General features: G+C 59.8%; 20 protein-coding genes and 1 pseudogene. 10 read left to right on the top strand and 11 right to left on the bottom strand.

Annotated features, from left to right (window positions below; all coding sequences use genetic code 11):
* Window positions 1–57: 57 nt before the first annotated feature.
* Window positions 58–972 carry an oxygen-dependent coproporphyrinogen oxidase gene (hemF, locus tag ACZ9BX_RS02105; RefSeq protein WP_476215414.1) on the bottom strand — a complete coding sequence of 305 codons (915 nt, stop codon included), beginning with the start codon at window positions 970–972 and terminating at the stop codon, window positions 58–60.
* Window positions 973–1,143: 171 nt separating this feature from the next.
* On the opposite strand from hemF, the gene ACZ9BX_RS02110 reads away from it, so the two are divergent.
* Window positions 1,144–1,404: a hypothetical protein gene (locus ACZ9BX_RS02110; RefSeq protein WP_022714201.1), complete on the top strand. Its 261-nt coding sequence runs from the start codon at window positions 1,144–1,146 to the stop codon at window positions 1,402–1,404.
* Between the two features lie 3 nt (window positions 1,405–1,407).
* On the opposite strand, the gene ACZ9BX_RS02115 is transcribed toward ACZ9BX_RS02110, so the two are convergent.
* Together ACZ9BX_RS02115 and ACZ9BX_RS02120 are read right to left on the bottom strand one after the other, a co-directional pair.
* On the bottom strand, window positions 1,408–3,054 hold the full coding sequence (locus ACZ9BX_RS02115) for a Na/Pi cotransporter family protein (RefSeq protein WP_476215416.1): 1,647 nt from the start codon (window positions 3,052–3,054) through the stop codon (window positions 1,408–1,410).
* 206 nt (window positions 3,055–3,260) lie between these two features.
* Entirely contained in the window at window positions 3,261–3,722 is a 462-nt protein-coding gene (locus ACZ9BX_RS02120) for a tRNA (cytidine(34)-2'-O)-methyltransferase (protein ID WP_476215418.1), read from the bottom strand.
* Between the two features lie 382 nt (window positions 3,723–4,104).
* Here ACZ9BX_RS02120 and ACZ9BX_RS02125 point away from each other — a divergent pair, with 382 nt between their 5' ends.
* Together ACZ9BX_RS02125 and ACZ9BX_RS02130 are read left to right on the top strand one after the other, a co-directional pair.
* Complete coding sequence (locus ACZ9BX_RS02125; RefSeq protein WP_476215420.1) at window positions 4,105–5,961, top strand: ABC transporter ATP-binding protein; 1,857 nt, start codon at window positions 4,105–4,107, stop codon at window positions 5,959–5,961.
* A 273-nt stretch (window positions 5,962–6,234) separates the two neighbouring features.
* A complete protein-coding gene (locus ACZ9BX_RS02130; protein ID WP_476215422.1) occupies window positions 6,235–6,357 on the top strand; it encodes a hypothetical protein in 123 nt (40 codons plus the stop codon).
* Between the two features lie 179 nt (window positions 6,358–6,536).
* Here ACZ9BX_RS02130 and ACZ9BX_RS02135 read toward each other — a convergent pair whose 3' ends face one another.
* Window positions 6,537–6,761: a ribbon-helix-helix domain-containing protein gene (locus tag ACZ9BX_RS02135; protein WP_027508356.1), complete on the bottom strand. Its 225-nt coding sequence runs from the start codon at window positions 6,759–6,761 to the stop codon at window positions 6,537–6,539.
* Between the two features lie 163 nt (window positions 6,762–6,924).
* Between ACZ9BX_RS02135 and ACZ9BX_RS02140 the strand changes: the two genes are divergently transcribed.
* From ACZ9BX_RS02140 to ACZ9BX_RS02160, 5 genes are all read left to right on the top strand, one after another.
* The gene (locus tag ACZ9BX_RS02140; protein WP_476219880.1) at window positions 6,925–8,814 is read left to right on the top strand and encodes an ABC transporter ATP-binding protein; all 1,890 of its coding nucleotides are present in this window, start codon (window positions 6,925–6,927) and stop codon (window positions 8,812–8,814) included.
* 239 nt (window positions 8,815–9,053) lie between these two features.
* On the top strand, window positions 9,054–9,632 hold the full coding sequence (gene petA / locus ACZ9BX_RS02145; RefSeq protein WP_027508358.1) for a ubiquinol-cytochrome c reductase iron-sulfur subunit: 579 nt from the start codon (window positions 9,054–9,056) through the stop codon (window positions 9,630–9,632).
* Window positions 9,633–9,646: 14 nt separating this feature from the next.
* Complete coding sequence (locus ACZ9BX_RS02150) at window positions 9,647–10,918, top strand: cytochrome b (protein ID WP_027508359.1); 1,272 nt, start codon at window positions 9,647–9,649, stop codon at window positions 10,916–10,918.
* 21 nt (window positions 10,919–10,939) lie between these two features.
* Window positions 10,940–11,824, top strand: a complete 885-nt coding sequence (locus tag ACZ9BX_RS02155; protein ID WP_476215426.1) for a cytochrome c1 — start codon at window positions 10,940–10,942, stop codon at window positions 11,822–11,824.
* 116 nt (window positions 11,825–11,940) lie between these two features.
* Window positions 11,941–12,483, top strand: coding sequence for an adenine phosphoribosyltransferase (locus ACZ9BX_RS02160; protein WP_027508361.1), 543 nt, complete (start codon window positions 11,941–11,943; stop codon window positions 12,481–12,483).
* A gap of 9 nt (window positions 12,484–12,492) precedes the next feature.
* On the opposite strand, the gene ACZ9BX_RS02165 is transcribed toward ACZ9BX_RS02160, so the two are convergent.
* The 3 genes from ACZ9BX_RS02165 to ychF are packed head-to-tail and all read right to left on the bottom strand — an operon-like array spanning window position 12,493 to window position 14,554.
* Window positions 12,493–12,960, bottom strand: coding sequence for a MaoC family dehydratase (locus ACZ9BX_RS02165; RefSeq protein ID WP_027508362.1), 468 nt, complete (start codon window positions 12,958–12,960; stop codon window positions 12,493–12,495).
* Window positions 12,957–13,418 (bottom strand): MaoC family dehydratase, encoded by a 462-nt coding sequence (locus ACZ9BX_RS02170; protein WP_086994230.1) that lies wholly within the window; start codon window positions 13,416–13,418, stop codon window positions 12,957–12,959. The genes ACZ9BX_RS02165 and ACZ9BX_RS02170 overlap by 4 nt, the downstream gene beginning before the upstream one ends.
* Window positions 13,419–13,450: 32 nt before the next feature.
* Window positions 13,451–14,554, bottom strand: coding sequence for a redox-regulated ATPase YchF (ychF, locus tag ACZ9BX_RS02175; RefSeq protein WP_476219882.1), 1,104 nt, complete (start codon window positions 14,552–14,554; stop codon window positions 13,451–13,453).
* 368 nt (window positions 14,555–14,922) lie between these two features.
* Between ychF and clpS the strand changes: the two genes are divergently transcribed.
* Together clpS and ACZ9BX_RS02185 are read left to right on the top strand one after the other, a co-directional pair.
* Window positions 14,923–15,234, top strand: coding sequence for an ATP-dependent Clp protease adapter ClpS (gene clpS / locus ACZ9BX_RS02180; protein WP_476215430.1), 312 nt, complete (start codon window positions 14,923–14,925; stop codon window positions 15,232–15,234).
* A 131-nt stretch (window positions 15,235–15,365) separates the two neighbouring features.
* Window positions 15,366–15,620, top strand: a complete 255-nt coding sequence (locus ACZ9BX_RS02185) for a hypothetical protein (protein ID WP_476215432.1) — start codon at window positions 15,366–15,368, stop codon at window positions 15,618–15,620.
* 135 nt (window positions 15,621–15,755) lie between these two features.
* On the opposite strand, the pseudogene ACZ9BX_RS02190 reads toward ACZ9BX_RS02185, so the two are convergent.
* The 4 genes and pseudogenes from ACZ9BX_RS02190 to ACZ9BX_RS02205 all read right to left on the bottom strand — a co-directional run bounded on the left by ACZ9BX_RS02190 (window position 15,756) and on the right by ACZ9BX_RS02205 (window position 20,123).
* Window positions 15,756–16,210 (bottom strand): annotated as a pseudogene (locus ACZ9BX_RS02190) (N-acetyltransferase family protein).
* A gap of 5 nt (window positions 16,211–16,215) precedes the next feature.
* Entirely contained in the window at window positions 16,216–16,938 is a 723-nt protein-coding gene (pth, locus tag ACZ9BX_RS02195) for an aminoacyl-tRNA hydrolase (RefSeq protein ID WP_476215434.1), read from the bottom strand.
* 82 nt (window positions 16,939–17,020) lie between these two features.
* Window positions 17,021–17,740 carry a substrate-binding periplasmic protein gene (locus ACZ9BX_RS02200; protein WP_027508368.1) on the bottom strand — a complete coding sequence of 240 codons (720 nt, stop codon included), beginning with the start codon at window positions 17,738–17,740 and terminating at the stop codon, window positions 17,021–17,023.
* A gap of 25 nt (window positions 17,741–17,765) precedes the next feature.
* Entirely contained in the window at window positions 17,766–20,123 is a 2,358-nt protein-coding gene (locus ACZ9BX_RS02205; RefSeq protein WP_476215437.1) for an EAL domain-containing protein, read from the bottom strand.
* Window positions 20,124–20,210 lie beyond the last annotated feature (87 nt).

A 20,210-nucleotide genomic window follows, 5' to 3' on the forward strand; every position in this document is an offset into this window, starting at 1 on the left:
ACGCTCACGCTTCTTGAAGGCCATGTAATGTATTTTTACCCGTACGCTGTCGTACGGTCATGGCCACCGGACGACCGGCGGCATCGATGAGAGAATTGACTCGATATTGCCACCTGTCTTCAGTCCGAAAATTGTACCGCGATCGTAGAGCAAATTGAACTCGACATAGCGCCCGCGCCTGATCAATTGCTCGTCACGGTCCGCCTCCGTCCATTCCTTGTTGAAGTTGGAGCGGACGATTTTCGGATAGACCATGGCGAAGGCCCGGCCGACATCGCGCGTGAATGCAAAATCAGCCTCCCAGCCGCCAGCTTCTTCGCTCGAATGCAGCCAGTCATAGAAGATGCCGCCGATGCCGCGCGGCTCGTTGCGATGCTTCAAGAAGAAGTACTCGTCGCACCATTTCTTGTAAGCACCGTAGTCTGCGACGCCTGAATGGCTGCGGCAGGCGATTTCCATCGCCTTGTGGAAGAGGCGGCTGTCGTCGTCTTCCTGCGTACGGCGCCGGTCGAGCACCGGCGTCAGGTCCGCACCGCCACCGAACCAGCGGCTGGAGGTGACGACCATGCGGGTGTTCATATGCACCGTGGGCACGTTGGGGTTCACCGGATGGGCGATCAACGAAATCCCCGAGGCCCAGAAGCGCGGGTCTTCGCTGGCGCCCGGCATCTGGGCACGAAGATCGGGCGCGAATTCGCCGTAGACGGTGGAGGTATGCACGCCGACCTTTTCGAAGACGCGGCCATGCATCATCGACATGCAGCCCCCACCGCCGGCACCATTTTCACGCGACCATTCCTTGCCGAGGAAACGGCCTGGCTCCTGATCCGAAAGCGGGCCGGTCAACTCGTCTTCCAGAGCTTCGAAGGAGGCGCAGATTGTATCGCGCAAACCTTCGAACCACGTGCGGGCGGCGGTTTTCTTGTCTTCGATATCGTCCGGCAGGCCGACCGGCAGGTCTGGTCGTTCCATCATTACCCCTACATTACAACACAACGCGACTCGATCATCGCTAATTATGGCTTCGTGGTATCAGGTGCATCGGTGGCTTGCCAGCGGGCGGAAGGACGCAGTCGAGGCGGCAAAGATTCGACTCGCAAATTGAAATTTTGAATACTACCTTTTCGGTCAGAGGTAGGTTTCATGACTAAAATCCCGGGACCTCCGTCGTTTGACGGCTTGAAGCGAAGGATCGAACGGCATCGGGCGGAAGGCACTGCCCGGAAGGGCGACCATTTCGTACGCCAGACATACCGCCTTGGCCTGCTCGACGCGCGGGCCAAGGCGCGCGAATGGTTCGCCGAATACCCGAAGGCGGCCTACTGGACCGAAGTGGAAAGCTGGCGGCAGCTCGACAACGACCAGATCGAATTCACCATGCGCCGGCTTCCTTCCGCCGACTGACCGTCATTCCGCAGGCGTGCGCAGTCGGCTCTCGATGAGCAATCCGCTCTCGTCGAGGATCGGGTGCGCCACCGAGACAATGTGGGCGTTGATGCGCTTCAGGTCGCGCAGCATGTCGAGATGTAGCGAGCTCGTCTGCAGACTGTCGGCGTAGCCCTCGCGCAGGCGTTCAAGGTGGCGTTCGGCCGATTGCTTCTCCATCCTGCGCACCTCGACCTTCACTTCCATCATCTGCTTGGCGAGATTGAAGTCGCGCGTCACGAAGATCGTTTGTGCGATCCGCAGGTTGTCGATCGTCAGATGGAAGAGCTTCTTGAGCTCCTGGTAGCCGTCGTCGGAGAACCGCAGGCCGAGCGAAGCCTTCTTGCCTATCTGCGGCAGCAGGCCCTTTTCGATGATGTCGCCGATATGCTCGAGGTTGATGGCGTAGTCAATGATGACGATCGAGTGGCGGCCGTTCTCTTCGCTCAGGCCCTCGCGGCCAAGCTTGGAAAGGTAGACCTTCACTTCCTGCTGCAGGCTGTCAACCCGCTTTTCGAGCGTGGGAATTTCCTTGAGCTTCGTCAGGTCGTTCTGCTCGAAGGCGTCAGAGGCGCGCATCAGCATGCGTTCGATGATGTCACCGACACCGAGGACTTCGCGAGTGGCGCTCGCAAGCGCCACGACGGGCGTCGACAACTCGTGCTGGTCGAGATATTTCGGCGCATTATCGGTCTGTGTTTCCTCCGGAACGAGGCGCAGCATCAGCTGCGACAAGAGGCGCGAGAACGGCCAGGCGAGAGCCGCGAGGATCAGGTTAAAGCCGAGATGCGCATCGACCGGCAGCTTGGTGGGCGCAAGCGGCAGCATTTCCAGAAGTTCAGCTCCATAGCCGGCAAGCGGCAACGCGATCACGCAGCCGGCGGCGCGCACGATCAGGTTGCCCAGCGCAACGCGTTTTGCGGAGGCAGGCCCCGCAAGCGAAGCGACAACTGGCGGAATTGCGCCGCCAAGATTGGCGCCCAGAACGAGCACGATCACGAGGCCGGCCGAAAGAATACCGGTTGACGCCAACGAAAGGATCAGCACCACGGCGGCGAGGCTCGACGAGGAGATGAAGGCAATGCCGGCGGAAAAGGCAAGCGCCACCGGCCAGGCGTTGTCGAGCAGGCCGATGAAGGCGGCGAGGGCAGGAGATTGGCGCATCGGCTCGGTTGCGCCGCTCAGGAGGTGCAGCGACAGGAGCATGAGACCGATGCCGATCAGGGCGGTGCCGCCGCCCTGGCGTGCGGTCGAGCCGCTACGATAGAGGATGATACCCGCGAGGATGACGAGCGGCGACAGCCATTCGATGCCGGTCGCGACGATCCAGGCCGTGACTGCCGTGCCGACATTGGCGCCGAGCAAGACGATCTGCGCCATGCGCGGCTTGACCAGTTCGCGCTCGACGAAGGAGGCGACCATCAGCGCCGTCGCCGTGGAGCTTTGCAATGCCAGCGTTGCGACGAAGCCTGAAACGAAGGAGCGCAATCCGCCGCGCGTGCCGGTCGCAAGACCCGTCCGCAGCCGTGCGCCGAAGGCCCGCGATACGCCATCCTTCACCTGCGCGAGACCGAACAGCAACAGGGCTACTGCGCCGAACAGGTTTATCATGACGATCGTGGATTCCATGCTCTGCGGGTTCTTTTCTTCTCGTTCGCGGCCGGTGCAATGCTGTGCAATCTGACGTTCAGCGCATTGCCATCTCTTTGAAATCGTGGCCTGGATTCTGGCTTCTTTTGATTGTCCGGCTAAATATAATACGCCTGTTTCGGGATATCACAACGTCGTTCGCGACATATCTTGGCGAGGCTTCGCGCGGCCGCTCAGAGACGAAATCAACGCGAGACGGTCTGGCGTATGGCCTCGCCGGCGATCATCGCGGCGGAGACCGCGACATTGATCGACCGCTGGCCTTCGACCATCGGGATCAGAATACGCCCGTCGGCTTTTTCGTGAACATGGTCCGGAACGCCCGCGCTTTCGCGGCCGAACAGCAAAATGTCGTCCGGCCGAAATGCGAAGTCGGTGTACCGGCCCGATGCCTTGGTGGAGGCAAGCACGATGCGGCGGCCCGTCGGAGCCCGCCATTCCTCGAAGCGATCCCAACTGACATGACGGGTGAGCGCGACGGCTGCGAGATAGTCCATGCCGGCGCGTTTCAGATTGCGATCGGAAATGTCGAAGCCGGCGGGCTCGATGATGTCGACGGCAATTCCGAGACAGGCGGCGAGACGCAGGATCGTGCCGGTATTGCCGGGGATGTCGGGCTGATAGAGCGCCAGTCTGAGATCGGTCATCCGAAATACCATTTTGCTGCTTAAGGCAAAGAGACCTAGTTCAACTGTGATTTCGGCGCAACAGGACGCATCTTGACCCTGAATTGTTCAATTTCCGCCGATTTTGGACTGGAAATTTCGCAATTTTCGCGTTATTGGTGCGCATCTTCAATCGCCAGCTAGGGAGGGCCGACATGAATATTCTGATGCTTACGCGCCTTCCAGCCGTGATACCAAGCGTGGCGATCTCGCGCTCCTGAGCGCAAAACTTCCTAAAATTCCCATTTTTGATCCATTGCGCGGCTGTCGTGGCCTCGCCCCTCGAACGTCCGGTTCCCATATGTGCCTCAGTGCGTTTTGCGCAGGCCGGGAGGCGGAACGGCAAAGTTCCGGAGCACTTTTCATGTTTAGCTGGTTCGAACAGCGACTGAACCCCTTTCCGAGTGAGGAGCCAGTCGTTCCCCCGAAAGGTCTTTTTGCCTTCTGCTGGCACTATACGAAGCCTGCGGCGCCCTGGCTAGCGGCCATGGCGGTGCTGACGGCGCTGATTGCGATCGGCGAGGTGGCACTCTTCCAGTTCCTCGGCGATGTCGTCGATTGGCTGACGAATGCTGACAAGGCGACGTTCCTGCAGACGGAGTGGCACAAGCTTGCCTGGATGGCGGCTTTGATCCTTATCGGCCTGCCGCTGGCGGCCGGGCTCGATTCGCTCATCATGCATCAGGTTCTGCTCGGCAACTATCCGATGAGCGCGCGCTGGCAGATGCACCGCTTCCTGCTGCGCCACAGCATGACCTTCTTCGCCAACGAATTTGCCGGACGCGTTGCGACCAAGGTGATGCAGACCTCGCTTGCAGTTCGTGAAACAACGATGAAGATCCTCGACGTCTTCGTCTATGTCGTCACGTACTTCCTGACGATGATCATCGTGATCGCCGCGGCAGACTGGCGGCTGATGATGCCGATCCTGGTCTGGCTTGGTATCTATGTCGGCATCGTGTCGTATTTCGTGCCGCGGCTTCGCAGGATCGCCGCACGTCAGGCCGATGCGCGTTCGATGATGACCGGCCGGGTGGTCGATAGCTACACGAACATTGCGACCGTCAAGCTGTTCTCGCACGCGGGCAGGGAGGAAGGCTATGCCAAGGCCGGCATGGACGAATTCCTGCAGACGGTTCACCAGCAGATGCGCCGCGTCACGCTGTTCCATGTGTGCGTCTATATCAACAACTGCGTGGCACTCTTCGTCATCTCGGGCCTGTCGATCTGGTTTTGGCTGAATGGCCAGATCTCGGTCGGCGCGATCGCCATCGCGATCGGCCTTGCGATGCGTGTCAACGGCATGTCGCAGTGGATCATGTGGGAGGTGTCGGCGCTCTTCGAAAACATCGGTACCGTCTATGACGGCATGGAAATGATGACGAAGAGCCACGACATCACCGACAAGCCTGGTGCACCGCCGATGCAGGCGAAGAAAGGTGCGATCCACTACGACCGCATCCGCTTCCACTACGGCAAGGGCAAGGGCGTCATCGAAAGCCTTTCGCTCGATATCAAGGCGGGTGAGAAGGTCGGCCTCGTCGGCCGGTCCGGGGCAGGCAAGACGACGCTGATGAACCTGCTGCTGCGCTTTTACGATCTGGAAACCGGCCGCATCACCATCGACGGGCAGGACATCTCGCAAGTGTCGCAGGAAAGCCTCCGGTCGCTGATCGGCGTGGTGACGCAGGATACGTCGTTGCTGCATCGCTCGATCCGCGACAACATTGCCTACGGCCGTCCGGACGCGACGGATGAGGACGTGATCGAGGCGGCGAAGCGGGCAAATGCCTGGGAGTTCATCGACGGGCTTGTCGACATGCAGGGCCGCAAGGGGCTCGACGCGCAGGTCGGCGAGCGGGGCGTCAAGCTCTCCGGCGGCCAGCGCCAGCGCGTTGCGATCGCGCGCGTGTTCCTGAAGGACGCGCCGATCCTGGTGCTCGACGAGGCGACCTCGGCGCTCGATTCCGAAGTGGAAGCGGCGATCCAGGAGAACCTATTTGCGCTGATGGAAGGCAAGACGGTAATCGCGATCGCCCATCGCCTGTCGACGCTGACGGAGATGGACCGCCTGATCGTGCTCGACAAAGGCCGGATCATCGAGGCCGGTTCGCACGCCGATCTCGTCAGCCAGGGTGGCATATATGCCGACCTCTGGACCCGGCAGTCCGGCGGCTTCCTCGCCGATCATTCGGTAGAAGCCGAGGAAGCGGCGGAGTAAGGCGAAAAGGCCCTCCCGGTGAAATGAAAAGCGGGAGGGCTTTTCTTTCTAAGAAGCCGTGCTATGCCGGCTGGGCGAGAAGAGGATTCCATCATGGCAACCGTGACGATCTCGCTACCCGACAGACTCAAGGCGCGTGAGAATGAAGCGCGGCTGGAAGCTCTGCTCCTTGAAGGGTTGGCCTCCGGAGAGGCTAGCTACGCCTGAGTTCTGGAGCGATCTGAAGAAAGAAGCGGCACAGCTTCTTTCCGCTCAGCGGGAAAAGAAATCCCGGTGAAGCTCATCATCAAGCCCGCGGCCCGAAGGGATATTTTATCGCAGGCCGCTTACCTGGCCGAGCACAGCGGCAACGAACTCGGCCTGCGGTTTGTGGCTCGCGTCGAGGAATCTCTCTAGCGTCTTTGTGATTATCCGGATGCCGGAGCGCCAAAGGCTGTCAGCGATCCTTCTTTGGCCGGATTGCCGTCATGGCCCATCCTATTACTTTTCAGGCGATCGCGGCATCGCAATTCTTCGCATTTTGCACGGTCGGCGCGACCTACCGCATGCACTGAACGAATCCTAAAAGAGCCTGTTCACAGGCTGTCCGCCCAATCCCGTACCCTATGACGTTCGACCACGACGATGGCGCCTGCCATCGTGCGGAGTGCCGTCAGGCGGCGTTCTTCCTCGTTGTCGAGCCATGCGGCAACGGCCTCGCTGACGATGGTGTCGCGCGATATGCCGAGTTGGGCTGCGGTTTCATCGAGTCTTTTCGCAAGCGGCAGCGGAATATGCGACGCAAGCACCCTCGTTTCCATGACGGTATTTCTCCGTTAAACGGCGATTGTACTCCGAGATCGTGACGAGGTCAGCGACATTCAACACGGATGCCGCCGATGTTACCGAAAATTGCCAAAATATTAGGTTCTGCCCGTCCTCCATTGCCTTTGCCGCAGGGTTGTCCCGGACTATAACGCAATGATGCTCCTGCGCCCGATACTCAATCTGTTCGAACACTGGATCGATCCGTTCCGACCGCGCGGCAATATCCAGCCACCGCGTTCGACCGCGGGCTTCATCTGGTTCTACATCGGCCAGGCAAAATGGCCGTTCGTCGCGATGCTCGTTCTGGGCGGCATGTCGGCAGCGATCGAGGCTGCGCTTTTCTGGTTCGTCGGACGGCTGGTCGATATACTAGGTGCCGTCAAGCCGGGCGTTGGCTGGAGCCAACTGCTTGCTGCGCACGGCGGCGAATTGTTCGGCATGCTGGCGCTAATCGGCCTCGTTCGTTTCGTGGTTGCCTTTCTCATCGCGCTGGTCGATCAGCAGGTGATCACGCCGGGCTTCTATAATCTCGCACGCTGGCAGTCCTATCTGCATGTGTCGCGCCAGTCGCTGCACTTCTTCCAGAGCGATTTTTCCGGGCGGATCGTGACGAAGGTCTGGTCGGCCGGCCAGGCGGTGGGCGATCTCACCACCTCTCTCATGGAGAGCGTCTGGTTCGTCGGAATCTACGCAGCGACGACACTGGTGCTGGTCGCGCGGCTCGATCTTTCGCTTGCCGCCGTGGTGCTGTTCTGGCTTTGCGCCTTCGGCGTGCTTGCCCGCTATTTCGTGCCGCGCATCCGCTATCACTCACGCGAAACGGCGGAAGCCGCCTCGATGCTCAACGGCCGCATGGTCGATTCCTACAGCAACATCCAGACGCTGAAGCTTTTCGCTCGTCACGAGGAGACCGACCGCTACATGCGCCAGGGCTTCGACATCTATCAGGATACCGTGCTGCGCTTTACCCGCTTCATCACCGGTGTGCGCGCCTCGATGGCGCTGCTTTCCGGCCTAATGATCGTGACGATGGCCGGGTTGAGCGTCGATCTGTGGCTGCGCGGGTTGGTGAGTTCCGGTTCGGTGGCTTTTTCGCTGGCGCTGGTCCTGCGCCTCAACTTCCTCCTCGGGCGCCTGATGACGCAATTCAACGGCATCATGCGCAATCTCGGCACGATCCAGAACGCCGCCGAGCTGATTTCGCAGCCACTCGCCCTCGTCGATCGGCCCAATGCTTCCGATCTCGTCGTCCGGGAGCCCGGCATCCGCTTTGAAAACGTCTCCTTCCATTACGGCCGGGGCAAGGGTGTCATCGAGAATTTCTCGCTCACCGTCGCGGCCGGCGAGAAGGTCGGGATCGTCGGGCGTTCCGGCGCCGGCAAATCGACGCTGGTCCATCTCTTGCTGCGCCTTTACGACCTTGAAGGCGGACGCATCCTTGTCGATGGCCAGGATATCGCCGCCGTCAGCCAGGAGTCGCTGCGCATGCAGATAGGCGTCGTCAGCCAGGATACGTCGCTGCTGCACCGCTCGGTCAAGGACAACATCCTCTTTGGCCGGCCCGATGCGGGCGAGGAGCGGCTGCTTGACGCCGCGCGGCGGGCCGAGGCGCTCGGCTTCATCGATCAGCTGCAAGATCAGCAGGGACGCAAGGGTTTCGATGCGCATGTCGGCGAGCGTGGCGTGAAGCTTTCAGGCGGGCAGCGGCAGCGCATAGCGATCGCGCGCGTCATGCTGAAGGACGCGCCGATCCTCGTGCTCGACGAGGCGACCTCGGCGCTTGATTCCGAGGTGGAAGAGGTGATCCAGTCCAATCTCAGCCGGATCATGGAGGGGAAGACCGTGCTCGCCATCGCGCACCGCCTTTCCACCATCGCCGCACTCGATCGGCTGATCGTCGTCGATCGCGGTCGGATCATCGAAGAAGGCACGCATGAATCACTGGTCGGAAGGGGCGGGCTTTATGCAGAGCTATGGGCGCGCCAGTCCGGCGGCTTCCTTGGTGCAGACGAAGATATGCCCGGGCGCGAGGCGAAGGTGGTTTAGAAAAGCGTCTGCCGGCTAGGCTTCGATCCGCTGAAGCCTGCGGATTGCCTAAAAATTCATCCGTATTTTCCCGCGACATTGTGCCCCCATCCCCTTGTCAAGGCTGGACATAATTTGCGATCAAGCATAGAACGCGCCGGATTGGCGGGGAATCTATGGCCGAACTGTGTCTATATGGATTCGCCGCGTAGAGGGGCAGGGCGGAATTCCGCGAAAATTGCGCAGAGGATGGTTTAGCCGTGAGCGAACACGAAACGACAAGCGAGGCTTCAGCGGAGCCCACGCGCCGCGATTTCCTTTATCTCACCACTGGTATGGCGGGCGCGGTCGGCGCTGCGGCTGTCGCCTGGCCTTTCATCGATCAGATGCGTCCGGATGCGTCCACGCTCGCTCTCGCGTCCATCGAAGTCGATGTATCGAGCCTCCAGCCCGGCATGTCGCTGACCGCGAAGTGGCGCGGCAAGCCGGTCTTCATCCGCAACCGTACGCCCGAGGAAGTAAAGGCTGCCGACGAGGTTCCGCTTTCGGATCTCAAGGATCCGATTGCACGCAACGAGAACCTTCCGGCCGAAGCGCAGGCAACCGGTATCGACCGCTCTGCCGGCAAGGACAAGGAAAACTGGATCGTCATGATCGGCTCGTGCACCCATCTCGGCTGCGTGCCGCTCGGGCAGGCCGGCGAATACAATGGTTGGTTCTGTCCCTGCCATGGCTCGGTCTACGACACGGCCGGCCGCATCCGTAAAGGTCCGGCGCCGACGAATCTGCCGATTCCGACCTATTCGTTCGTTTCCGATACAATGATCAAGATCGGTTGAGGGGAGACTGATTTATGAGTGGCCATTCCAGCTACGAGCCATCAACCGGCCTAGAGAAGTGGATCGACGCGCGCCTGCCGCTACCGCGCATGGTCTACGACAGCTTCGTTGCATATCCGGTTCCGCGTAACCTGAACTATGCCTACACCTTCGGCGCCATGCTTGCGGTCATGCTGATCGCTCAGATCCTGACCGGCGTGGTGCTCGCCATGCATTATGCCCCTGAGGCCTCGGTCGCTTTCAACGCCGTCGAAAAGATCATGCGCGACGTCAACCACGGCTGGCTGCTGCGCTACATGCATGCCAACGGCGCATCCTTCTTCTTCGTTGCTGTCTACCTGCACATTGCCCGCGGCCTCTACTACGGCTCCTACAAGGCGCCGCGCGAAATCCTCTGGATCCTCGGTGTTCTCATCTACCTGCTGATGATGGCGACCGGCTTCATGGGCTACGTCCTGCCCTGGGGGCAGATGTCCTTCTGGGGCGCGACCGTCATCACCGGCTTCTTCTCGGCCTTCCCGCTGGTCGGCGAATGGGTGCAGCAGTTCCTGCTCGGTGGCTTCGCAGTCGAAAACCCCACGCTGAACCGCTTCTTCTCGCTGCACTACCTGCTGCCCTTCATTATCGCGGGCGTTGTCGTGCTGCATATCTGGGCGCTGCACGTCGTCGGTCAGACGAACCCGACCGGCGTCGAGGTCAAGACCAAGACGGACACCGTCCGCTTCACGCCTTATGCTACCTTGAAGGACGCACTCGGCGTTTCGATCTTCCTGCTGGTCTATGCCTACTTTGTCTTCTACATGCCGAACTTCCTCGGCCATCCGGACAACTATATCCCGGCAGACCCGCTGAAGACGCCGGCCCACATCGTTCCGGAATGGTACTTCCTGCCGTTCTACGCGATGCTACGCTCGATCACCTTCAACATCGGCCCCATTGACTCCAAGCTCGGCGGCGTCCTCGTGATGTTCGGCGCAATCATCGTGCTGTTCTTCCTGCCGTGGCTCGACACGTCGAAGGTCCGCTCTGCGGTCTACCGCCCGTGGTACAAGATGTTCTACTGGCTCTTCGTGATCGATGCGATCATCCTCGGCTGGCTCGGTTCCCAACCTGCGGAAGGTTCTTTCGTCCTGATCTCGCAGATCTGCACGCTGCTTTACTTTGCTTTCTTCCTGGTCGCCATGCCGGTGCTTGGTCTCGTCGAGACGCCGCGCCGCATTCCAAACTCGATCACCGAAGCCGTGCTGGAAAAGCGCAATCAACAAACTGCTACGGTCAAGGCATAAGCGAGCGGAAGGAATAGAACGATGAAAAAGCTTGTTGCAAGCATTCTGCCGCTCGCAGTCGCAGCCTTCCTCGGAAGCGCTGCATTCGCCCAGGAAGCGACGCCCGGCGAGGGCGCTGCTCCGGCCGAGCATGAGGAGGGTGCCACCCCGCACTACCCGCTGAAGCACCCGCGCGAACAGGACTGGAGCTTCGCTGGCCCGTTCGGCCATTATGACAAGGGCCAGCTGCAGCGCGGCCTGAAGGTCTATACGGAAGTCTGTGCCGCCTGCCACTCGATGAGCCTCGTTCCGTTCCGCATGCTCGGCGAACTCGGTTACTCCGAGGCACAGGTCAAGGCTTTTGCCGCGAATTACGAAGTTCAGGATGGCCCGGATTCTGCGGGTGAGATGTTCACACGCAAGGCTATCGCCTCTGATTATTTTCCGTCGCCTTACGCCAACGCCCAGGCTGCTGCAGCCTCGAACAATGGCGCGGCCCCGCCGGACTTTTCGCTGATTGCGAAGGCCCGCGGTATCACCCGCGGCTTCCCGCAGTTCGTCTTCGATATCTTCACCCAGTATCAGGAAGGCGGCCCGGACTACATCTACTCGCTGCTGACCGGCTATGAAGAGCCGCCGGCGGGTTTCCAGGTTCCGGAGGGTGCGCATTACAACCCGTACTTCAACGCGGCGGCGGCCTTTGCGATGCCGAAGCCGCTTTCGGACGATCAGGTGACCTATGATGACGGCACGCCGCAGACCGTCGACCAGTACTCCAAGGATGTCTCGGCATTCCTGATGTGGGCGGCAGAGCCGCACCTCGAAGAGCGCAAGCGCACCGGCTTCATGGTCATCGTGTTCCTGCTGATCTTCTCGGGGCTCATCTTCCTGACGAAGCGCTCGGTCTACGCCAACAAGGAACACTGAGTGGTCTAACTCAACAAGCAAAAGGCGGCTTTCGGGCCGCCTTTTTTGTTGGTTCCATGTCAGTCAGTTGATAGGGTACAGCCGACTAAATGCCTTCGCAGACAGACGGACTTTCCATGAACAATATTGCCTCGGAGCTTGCGGCCAGCATCCGCTCCATCCCGGACTATCCGAAGCCCGGCATCATCTTTCGCGACATCACGACGCTGCTTGGCAATCCGCGGGCGTTCCGCCGCGCCGTGGACGAACTGGTGCAGCCCTATGCGGGCCTGAAGATCGACAAGATCGCCGGCATGGAAGCGCGGGGTTTCATCCTCGGCGGCGCTGTGGCGCATCAGCTCTCGGCGGGCTTCGTGCCGATCCGCAAGAAGGGCAAGCTACCGCATGACACGGTGCGCATCGCCTACAGCCTGGAATATGGCGTCGATGAGATGGAGATGCACCGGGATGCGGTTCAGCCGGGCGAAAAGGTCATTCTCGTGGACGACCTCATTGCGACCGGCGGGACGGCCGTCGGCGCGACGAAGCTGCTTCGCCAGATGGGCGCGGACGTCGTCGGCGCGTGCTTCGTCATCGATCTGCCGGATCTCGGCGGACGCAGGAAGCTCGAGGAGCTTGGCGTCAAGGTCCACACGCTGGTCGAATTTGCCGGGCATTGAGCTTCGGCATTACTCGAATTCCAGCACGCTGCTTTCGAAGCGGATGACGGGCGTGCCGTCCTGATTGACGCCTTCGTTGAGAATTGAATTGAGGAACCAGCCCGGCCGCGATGTGAGAGGCCGGCTGGCAAGCAAGGTCACCGAGTAGCTGACCGTCTCGTCGACGAAGACCGGGCGCAGCCATTGCAGCTTCTGGAAGCCTGGCGAGGGGCCGAGTTTCGGCGGGGCGATGCCTTCCCTGGCAAGCCGTGCGGTTTCCTTTTCCCAGTAGTCCAGGAACGTCCGCATCCACGCAGCGCAGGTGTGCCAGCCGGAGGCGCAGAGATTGCCGAAGAGCGTCTTCCTGGCTGCCTCCTTGTCGACATGGAAGCGCTGCGGGTCGAAACGCGTGGCGAAATGGACGATCCGCTTCTCGGTAAACGTGTAGCTTCCGATCACCGTCTTTTCGCCGATCGTGTAAAGCTTTGCCATCCTCATGGGTTTGCCTCCGCTGCATCGCGCATGCCGAACATGATCCAGTTTTCGCAATAGCAGACCAGATCGCCGCGCTGATTCTGGACCTCATGCTTGAACCGGGCGATGCCGATGCCGGGCCGCGAGCGCATGGCGCGCGCTTCGAGTACAGTCGAGCGGCCGGATAGCGTGTCGCCGGCCAGCACAGGCTTCTTCCATTCCATGAGATCGATGCCCGGCGCGCCCTCGGAATGGGAATTCAACAGATAGCCGTAAGCCATCATGCGCATGAAGAGGGCTGAGGTATGCCAGCCCGAAGCTGCGAGCCCGCCGAGGATACTCGCGCGCCCGGCGGTCTCGTCCATATGCATCGGCTGCGGATCGAATTCGGTTGCGAACTCGATAATTTCCTGCGCCGTCACGGCGACCGGGCCTAACGCAAAAGTGCGGCCCGGTTCGAAGTCTTCAAAAGTTAGCTTCATCTGGCCTCGTCCTCCCTCGGCCGTGGTGCCAATCAGGTATTGAAGCGGAAGTGGATCACGTCGCCATCCTGAACTACATATTCCTTGCCTTCGTCCCGGGCTTTGCCGGCTTCCTTCGCGCCGGTTTCGCCGCTGAGCGCGATGTAATCATCATAGGCGATAGTGAAGGCGCGGATGAAGCCGCGTTCGAAATCCGTGTGGATGACGCCGGCAGCGGCCGGCGCCTTGGTGCCGCGCACGATCGTCCAGGCGCGGGTCTCTTTGGGGCCGACGGTGAAATAGGTGATCAGGTCGAGCAAGTGATAGCCCGCACGGATCAGGCGATCGAGGCCGGCCTCTTCAAGACCAAGTGCGGAGAGGAATTCTTTGCTTTCTTCTTCCGGCAGTTGAGCCACTTCGGATTCGATCGCGGCCGAGATGATCACGCATTCGGCGCCTTGGGCTTTCGCCATCTCGGCAACAGCCTCGGTATGTTCGTTGCCGGCCGCGGCATCGGCTTCCGCGACGTTACAAACGTAGAGCACCGGATGGGACGTCAGAAGGTTCAGGCCCTTCAGGATTTCGATCTCGTCGGCGCCGAGTGTCTTCAGCAAGAGGCGTGCCGGTTTCCCTTCGTTGAGGAGCTTAATCACCGCTTCCATGACGGGAAGCTGGGCCAGCGATTCCTTGTCCTTGGAGGCGGCGCGTTTACGGGTTTGCTCGACACGGCGCTCCAGACTCTCAAGGTCGGCGAGCATCAGCTCGGTTTCGACGGTTTCGGCGTCGCTGACCGGATTGATGCGGCCTTCGACATGCGTGACATCGTCATCCTCGAAGCAGCGCAGCACATGCACGACGGCATCGACCTCGCGGATATTGGCGAGGAACTTGTTGCCGAGTCCTTCACCCTTGGACGCGCCGCGCACGAGACCGGCGATATCGACGAAGGAAATGCGGGTGGGAATAATTTCTTTCGAGCCGGCGACCGAGGCAAGTTTCTGCATCCGCGGATCGGGAACGGCAACTTCACCGGTGTTCGGCTCGATCGTGCAGAAGGGATAGTTCGCTGCCTGCGCCGCTGCCGTCTTGGTGAGCGCGTTGAAGAGTGTCGACTTGCCGACGTTCGGCAGACCGACGATACCGCATTTGAAGCCCATGGCTGGATGTCCGTATTCGCTGAAATCGTTGCCTTGCGTATGGGATAAAGGAGCCATGCGGTCAAGTCTTCGGGCACTTTTACCGCTGCTCACTTGCCGATGGGGCGATGCTGGCCTATTCTTTCTGCATGCGGAGATTTCGAGACGTGATATTGCGGATTTCACCGAAAGGTCAGTGACCCTCACGAAGGAGATCCTCGACCATCTTGGTGTCAAACCCGGCGACGAGCTTGAACTTGAGCTCTTACCTGATCGAAAAGCTGTAGTCCGTGCTTGCAATCGACAGGTGAGCGTCGAAATTTCCTAGCCGACAATAATTGTCTAATTTAGAAAACTCCCTCTCATGTCATCAACGGGTGGATTTTCCGATGAGTGACAACGACGTTGCCATAAAGCCGAAAACGAAGGTCAAGCTGAAGCTGGATAAGCCGAAGCTCTACAAGGTTCTTCTTTTCAACGACGATTATACACCGCGCGAATTTGTGGTCATGATCCTCAAGGCCGTCTTCCGGATGAGCGAGGAGACGGGTTACCGCGTGATGATGACGGCGCATAAAATGGGCTCCAGCGTGGTCGTCGTCTGCGTCAAGGATATCGCCGAGACGAAGGTCAAGGAGGCGATGGATTATGCCAAGGAGGCGGGCTTCCCGCTGATGTTTACGGCCGAGCCGGAAGAGTAGCTACCGTTTCCAGTCTTCTGAAACCGCCGTCCGTCAAATCGCGCTGGATTTGCGATCGATGACAAAGACCTCGCGGTTCATTGCCAGTTCAGGCTTCGTGGCTGAACCTATAGTGATGGAAGGAGAAGCAGATGCGCACCCAACTCGTCCTATTTGCTGCCATGGCGATGACGACCACCCTGGCGGAGGCCGGGAGCCAATCGTCGAATACGAGCTCGAACAGCTCTTCCAATAACGGTGTCGTGCGCGAGCGGGTTGTCGATACCTATTGCGAAGACGGCCGAAGACGGCTGAAGACGGCTGAAGACGCCTATTGCGAGCGCTACGTTTTGCGTCGGGTCTATCGCGACGACTGGCGGAGTGGCCATGAGGGCAACCGGCGCTAGGCAGGCGCCATTACGATGATGACGATTGGAGCTCAGTGCAGCCTGAAGCTTGTCGTTCAATCCAGGGTATTCGGGGTGGCTGCTTCTGGCGGAAAATGGTCCACGCGGCCCACCGAATGCATAAAATCCCTTTGATCAGCCAGGGCGCCTGATCTGACAGCCGGTCTTATCCCGCATGAAACCACAGTTTTCATAGAAACGCAGGGTCTCAGGGTTCTTTGAACCGGCGAGGAGCATCACTTTATAGCAATTCTCCTCCCAGGCCGTTGCGCAGGCATGCCGGATCAACGCGCCGCCATAACCCTTCCTGCGATGGTCGGCATGTGTGATGACATTCTCGATCAGGGCGTATGGGGCACCGTTTCGCGTCAGATTAGGTGTGATGATCAGCGTAGCGGATGCGACGGGCACGTCGTCGGCCAGCGCGATAATATGGTCATGCCCGGTTGAGCGAGGATGGCCGCAAAGCGCTCGTTTGCCCGTGCCGGATCGATCGCGGGATCATCGGGATTAAGGTGGTGGTAGAGATCGAGGAGCGCCAGTAGGTCGTTGGGGCCTGCGGACCTGATCAAGATATCTCGCTTCGGCATCTTGCCTACTCGCCTTTGTTGCCGAATATCTTCTTCAGCATCTCGGCCATGGGGCCGGTCGCGGGCAGCTTCGGCTGAGCGTGATTGCGTGCCTGAGGGATGTGCGATTGCGCTGCCGGCTTTTTCTGCGGCTTCGGCTTCTCCTCCTCCGCCGCCGCCTTGCCGCCGACGGCAAGAGCGAGCTTGTTCATCAGCTGCGAATCCTCTTTGCGCACAAGCATATCGGCATTGTCGGCAAGCGTTTCCAGAAGTAGCTCCAGCCAGGTCTGGTCAGCCTTGGCGAAATCGCTGAGGACGTGGTGCTGCACCAGCTCCTTGACGCCAGGGTGACCGATGCCGAGGCGCAAGCGCCGGTACTCCTTGCCGCAATGCGCTTCGAGCGACCGGATGCCGTTATGGCCGCCATTGCCGCCGCCGGTCTTCAGTCGGGCTTTGCCGGGAGGGAGGTCCAGTTCGTCATAAATGGCAACGAGATCAGCGGGCTGCAGCTTGTAGAAGCGCATCGCTTCGCCGACGGCCTCGCCCGAAAGGTTCATGTAGGTCTGCGGCTTGATCAACAGCACCTTTTCGCCACCAAGCTCGCCTTCCGAAATTTCCGCCTTGAACTTCTTGGACCAGGGCGAGAAGTTGTGACGCCGGTGAATGGCGTCGGCTGCCATGAAGCCGATGTTGTGACGGTTTCGGGCATATTTGCTTCCGGGATTGCCGAGACCCGCGATGATCAGCATTGGCAGTCCGCTCCTTCAATACTTCGCCCGTTTCACCACCGCGAAACGGGCGGGAAGTCAAGCGCAAAGGCAAGGCGGGGCGTCAGTTGCCGAGGTTCAGTCCGTACTTCAGGAAAATCTCTTTCTGCGTACCGTCGGCGATCAGCTTGTCGAGCGCGGCCTGCATCCTGGCTTGCAGATCGGATGGAAAATCCTTGTGGCAGGCTATGCCCATCGGCTGCGAGGAGAGCATGGTCACCATCTCCACCGGTTGATCCGTCTTCAGCTTCTCGAAATAGATTTCCGAAATGGGCATCATGTCGATACGGCTGCCGAGAAGCTTGCGAAGCGTGGCATTGAAATCCGTCGCGACGTCAAGCTTGGTGAAGCCCTTCTCTCTTAGTACCATCTCGGTATAATCCTCGCGCTGCGTGCCGATGATATATTTCTTGGCCTCCTCAAGATCTTTTGCAACGACGCCCGATCCCTTCCGCGTGATCAGGATGTTGCGGTCGACGAGCAGCGGTTCGATCCATTTGAAGAGCGGATCGCGCAGCGCATTGTGCGCCGTGGCAAAGACGCAGGTCATGGGTTGCGATTGCGCAAGGCTATAGGCCCGGGCCCAGGGCAGCACCTCCATCGCATAGTCGATGCCGATATCAGCCATGATCTTTTCGACTTGTTCGACGGTCGCGCCTTTGATCGCCTTTCCATCACGATAGTTGAAGGGCGGGTACTCCTCGGTTGTGAAATTTACCGTCTGCGACCGTGCCGGCGCTGCGCAATGCAGCGCCAGAAGAGCAAGGAGCAGGAGCTTTTTCATCGCATTCCCTCCTTCGACGTGCAGATCACGAGGCGCGCGCCACCGCATTCGGCGCGTGTGTGAGTTCTTCGATCAATTTTTCGGCATTCTGCGGGCGATGGAAGAGATAGCCCTGGCCGTAGTCAAGCCCCATCTGGTGTAGGGTGCGGCATTCTTCCTCTGTTTCAATGCCTTCTGCGATGACAGCGCAGCCCATCTTGTGCGACAACGTGGTGATGCCTTCGATAAGCATCCGGCTCTTGTGGCGGACGTCATCGTTCGCGTCGTTGATCGACCGCGTGAAGGACTGGTCGACCTTGATGATGTCGACGGGGAAACGGTTGAGATAACTCAGCGACGAATAGCCCGTGCCGAAATCATCGAGTGCGATGCGGCAGCCGAAGCGGCGTAGTTCGGTCACTACCATGCGGATCTGCGGGTTGTCGTGCATCAGTACGGCTTCCGTGATCTCGACGACGATTCGATCCGGACGGATGCCGTGTCGCCCGAGGAGCCCGGCGAGTCGCGAGGGCAGTGCGGTTTCGAACTGCAGCGGCGAGAAATTGATCGCAAGGTAGGCATCGTGCATCCCCGGAATCCGGGAAATCTGCGCTAGATGCCCGATCGCCTTTTCCATGATGACGTTTCCGACGCGGACGATCTTGGCGGTCTCCTCGGCGACGTGGATGATGCCGGCCGGGGACATAAGCCCTTTCTGCGGGTGATTGAGACGCAAGAGCGCTTCGAAGCCGGTAATGCGGCGGTCATCGAGGCCCACGATTGGCTGCAGATAGGCATCGAACCAATCCTCGGTGAGGCCATTCTCGATGTGGCTTTCGATCTCGGCTCGGGCTCGGGCGCTATCCAGCATGCCGTTGTCGAAGAGCTGCGATCCGTTCTTGCCGTCGCGCTTCTTTGCATACATCGCCATATCCGATTTCTGCAGCAGTTCGGCGGCATTCGACGCATGGCGCGGATAGATGGCGATGCCGACGCTGGCGCTCAGATGCAGGTCCGGACCGAAAGGCTCCTCGAAGAGGGAGGCGATCTGTTCGCACATCGCCTTGGCGCGCTTCTCGCCATCCTTGGCCGGAAGCAGGATGGCGAACTCATCGCCGCCAAGGCGCGCTGCCTGGTCGGAGGGGGCAAGATGCGTGTTAAGCCGCTCCACGAGCTCGCGCAGCGCACGGTCGCCCTCGGCATGGCCGAGATTGTCGTTGATCCACTTGAAGCGGTCGAGGTCGACGAAGAGGCAGGCAACTTCCTGTCCCGCGGCATCGGCTTCGGCAATCTTGACGTCGAGCGCGGCCTCGAAGCCTTGGCGGTTCAAAAGGCCGGTGAGATGATCGGTGATCGCCTGGCGGTGATTGCGGTCCTCGGAGGCCTTCAGTTCCGTTACATCGGTCATAACGGAGAGCGAGAGCTGGTTTGGCCCGGTGGCTGTCTTGGATTCCAGGATAAGCACATCCATCACATGGTCGCCGGCGCAGAGGAACTTGACGGTCACGTCGAGCGCCGCGCCGGTTTCGATCCCTTCCTTGCGATTTTGGAAGACGTCGCGGGTGTCGGAGGTCACGAGTTCGGAAAATCTGCGTCCGGTGACGTCGGCCCTGCCGTAACCCGTTGCGACCAGCCAATAATCGCTGACCGCGGTGATGCGATCCTCGTTGTCCAGCGAGAAGAGCATGGCGGGCGTCAGGTTATAGATGTCGGTTGCGAGGCGGTGCGCGAGCTTTAGCTCCTTCTCCTCGCTCTCCAGCTTTGTCTGCATCTCGTTGAAGCTGCGGGCGAGGCGGCCCATCTCATCGCTCGATTGCCAATCGACATGATGGCGCGATCCGAGCTGGCGGGTAGCCTCGATGGCAGCGATGAGCCGCATGAGGGGCTGGATGACGAAGAGGCGGTTACCGATCAGCGCCGTACCGAAGACGGTGAGCACAGCGAAGATGAAGATGGATATGAAGACGACTTCTTCATGCTTCAGGCCGGAAAATAGGCCGAGCTTTGGATAATAGACCGCGATGCTGCCAAGATTCTTTGGGCCGTTGACCGTGTTGTAGATGATGGCGCGGGAAACCTGAACGAGCTCGCCGCTAAAGGACTTCGGGATGGTCGACTGCGTAACGTTGAGCTGGCTGGACCGATCACGGACCTCGACCTTCACGATGGCGCCCTGCGAAACCATCGTGGCGCTGATCTGGGTCACGCTGTCCTCGTCCAGATCCCAGAGCGGCTTTGCGAGCGCCTGGGAATTTGCGACCAGAAGAATGGAGATGTGGTCGCGTATTTCCTTGTCGGCGCGCTCGGAGGAAAGGAAGAGAAACAATACAAAAAGCGGAGCAACAAATATGAAAAGCGCTCCGCAAACAATCGCAAAAAATCTGTTCTCAACGGAATTATTCATAGTTTCCGTTTTCTCCCCAGGCCTGAACTTCGGGGCCGTAGTGGCAAAGATGCAAGTATACAAATGCTCGCAGAATGCTTTCACGAA

The sequence above is a fragment of the Rhizobium sp. USDA 3886 genome, from assembly GCF_056279785.1.

What these genes read in the sequence shown, in the direction of transcription:
- hemF (WP_476215414.1), bottom strand. Translation starts at nt 972, where the DNA reads ATGGAACGACCAGACCTGCCGGTCGGCCTGCCGGACGATATCGAAGAC.
- ACZ9BX_RS02110 (WP_022714201.1), top strand. Translation starts at nt 1,144, where the DNA reads ATGACTAAAATCCCGGGACCTCCGTCGTTTGACGGCTTGAAGCGAAGG.
- ACZ9BX_RS02115 (WP_476215416.1), bottom strand. Translation starts at nt 3,054, where the DNA reads ATGGAATCCACGATCGTCATGATAAACCTGTTCGGCGCAGTAGCCCTG.
- ACZ9BX_RS02120 (WP_476215418.1), bottom strand. Translation starts at nt 3,722, where the DNA reads ATGACCGATCTCAGACTGGCGCTCTATCAGCCCGACATCCCCGGCAAT.
- ACZ9BX_RS02125 (WP_476215420.1), top strand. Translation starts at nt 4,105, where the DNA reads ATGTTTAGCTGGTTCGAACAGCGACTGAACCCCTTTCCGAGTGAGGAG.
- ACZ9BX_RS02135 (WP_027508356.1), bottom strand. Translation starts at nt 6,761, where the DNA reads ATGGAAACGAGGGTGCTTGCGTCGCATATTCCGCTGCCGCTTGCGAAA.
- ACZ9BX_RS02140 (WP_476219880.1), top strand. Translation starts at nt 6,925, where the DNA reads ATGCTCCTGCGCCCGATACTCAATCTGTTCGAACACTGGATCGATCCG.
- ACZ9BX_RS02150 (WP_027508359.1), top strand. Translation starts at nt 9,647, where the DNA reads ATGAGTGGCCATTCCAGCTACGAGCCATCAACCGGCCTAGAGAAGTGG.
- ACZ9BX_RS02155 (WP_476215426.1), top strand. Translation starts at nt 10,940, where the DNA reads ATGAAAAAGCTTGTTGCAAGCATTCTGCCGCTCGCAGTCGCAGCCTTC.
- ACZ9BX_RS02160 (WP_027508361.1), top strand. Translation starts at nt 11,941, where the DNA reads ATGAACAATATTGCCTCGGAGCTTGCGGCCAGCATCCGCTCCATCCCG.
- ACZ9BX_RS02165 (WP_027508362.1), bottom strand. Translation starts at nt 12,960, where the DNA reads ATGAGGATGGCAAAGCTTTACACGATCGGCGAAAAGACGGTGATCGGA.
- ACZ9BX_RS02170 (WP_086994230.1), bottom strand. Translation starts at nt 13,418, where the DNA reads ATGAAGCTAACTTTTGAAGACTTCGAACCGGGCCGCACTTTTGCGTTA.
- ychF (WP_476219882.1), bottom strand. Translation starts at nt 14,554, where the DNA reads ATGGGCTTCAAATGCGGTATCGTCGGTCTGCCGAACGTCGGCAAGTCG.
- clpS (WP_476215430.1), top strand. Translation starts at nt 14,923, where the DNA reads ATGAGTGACAACGACGTTGCCATAAAGCCGAAAACGAAGGTCAAGCTG.
- ACZ9BX_RS02185 (WP_476215432.1), top strand. Translation starts at nt 15,366, where the DNA reads ATGCGCACCCAACTCGTCCTATTTGCTGCCATGGCGATGACGACCACC.
- pth (WP_476215434.1), bottom strand. Translation starts at nt 16,938, where the DNA reads ATGCTGATCATCGCGGGTCTCGGCAATCCCGGAAGCAAATATGCCCGA.
- ACZ9BX_RS02200 (WP_027508368.1), bottom strand. Translation starts at nt 17,740, where the DNA reads ATGAAAAAGCTCCTGCTCCTTGCTCTTCTGGCGCTGCATTGCGCAGCG.
- ACZ9BX_RS02205 (WP_476215437.1), bottom strand. Translation starts at nt 20,123, where the DNA reads ATGAATAATTCCGTTGAGAACAGATTTTTTGCGATTGTTTGCGGAGCG.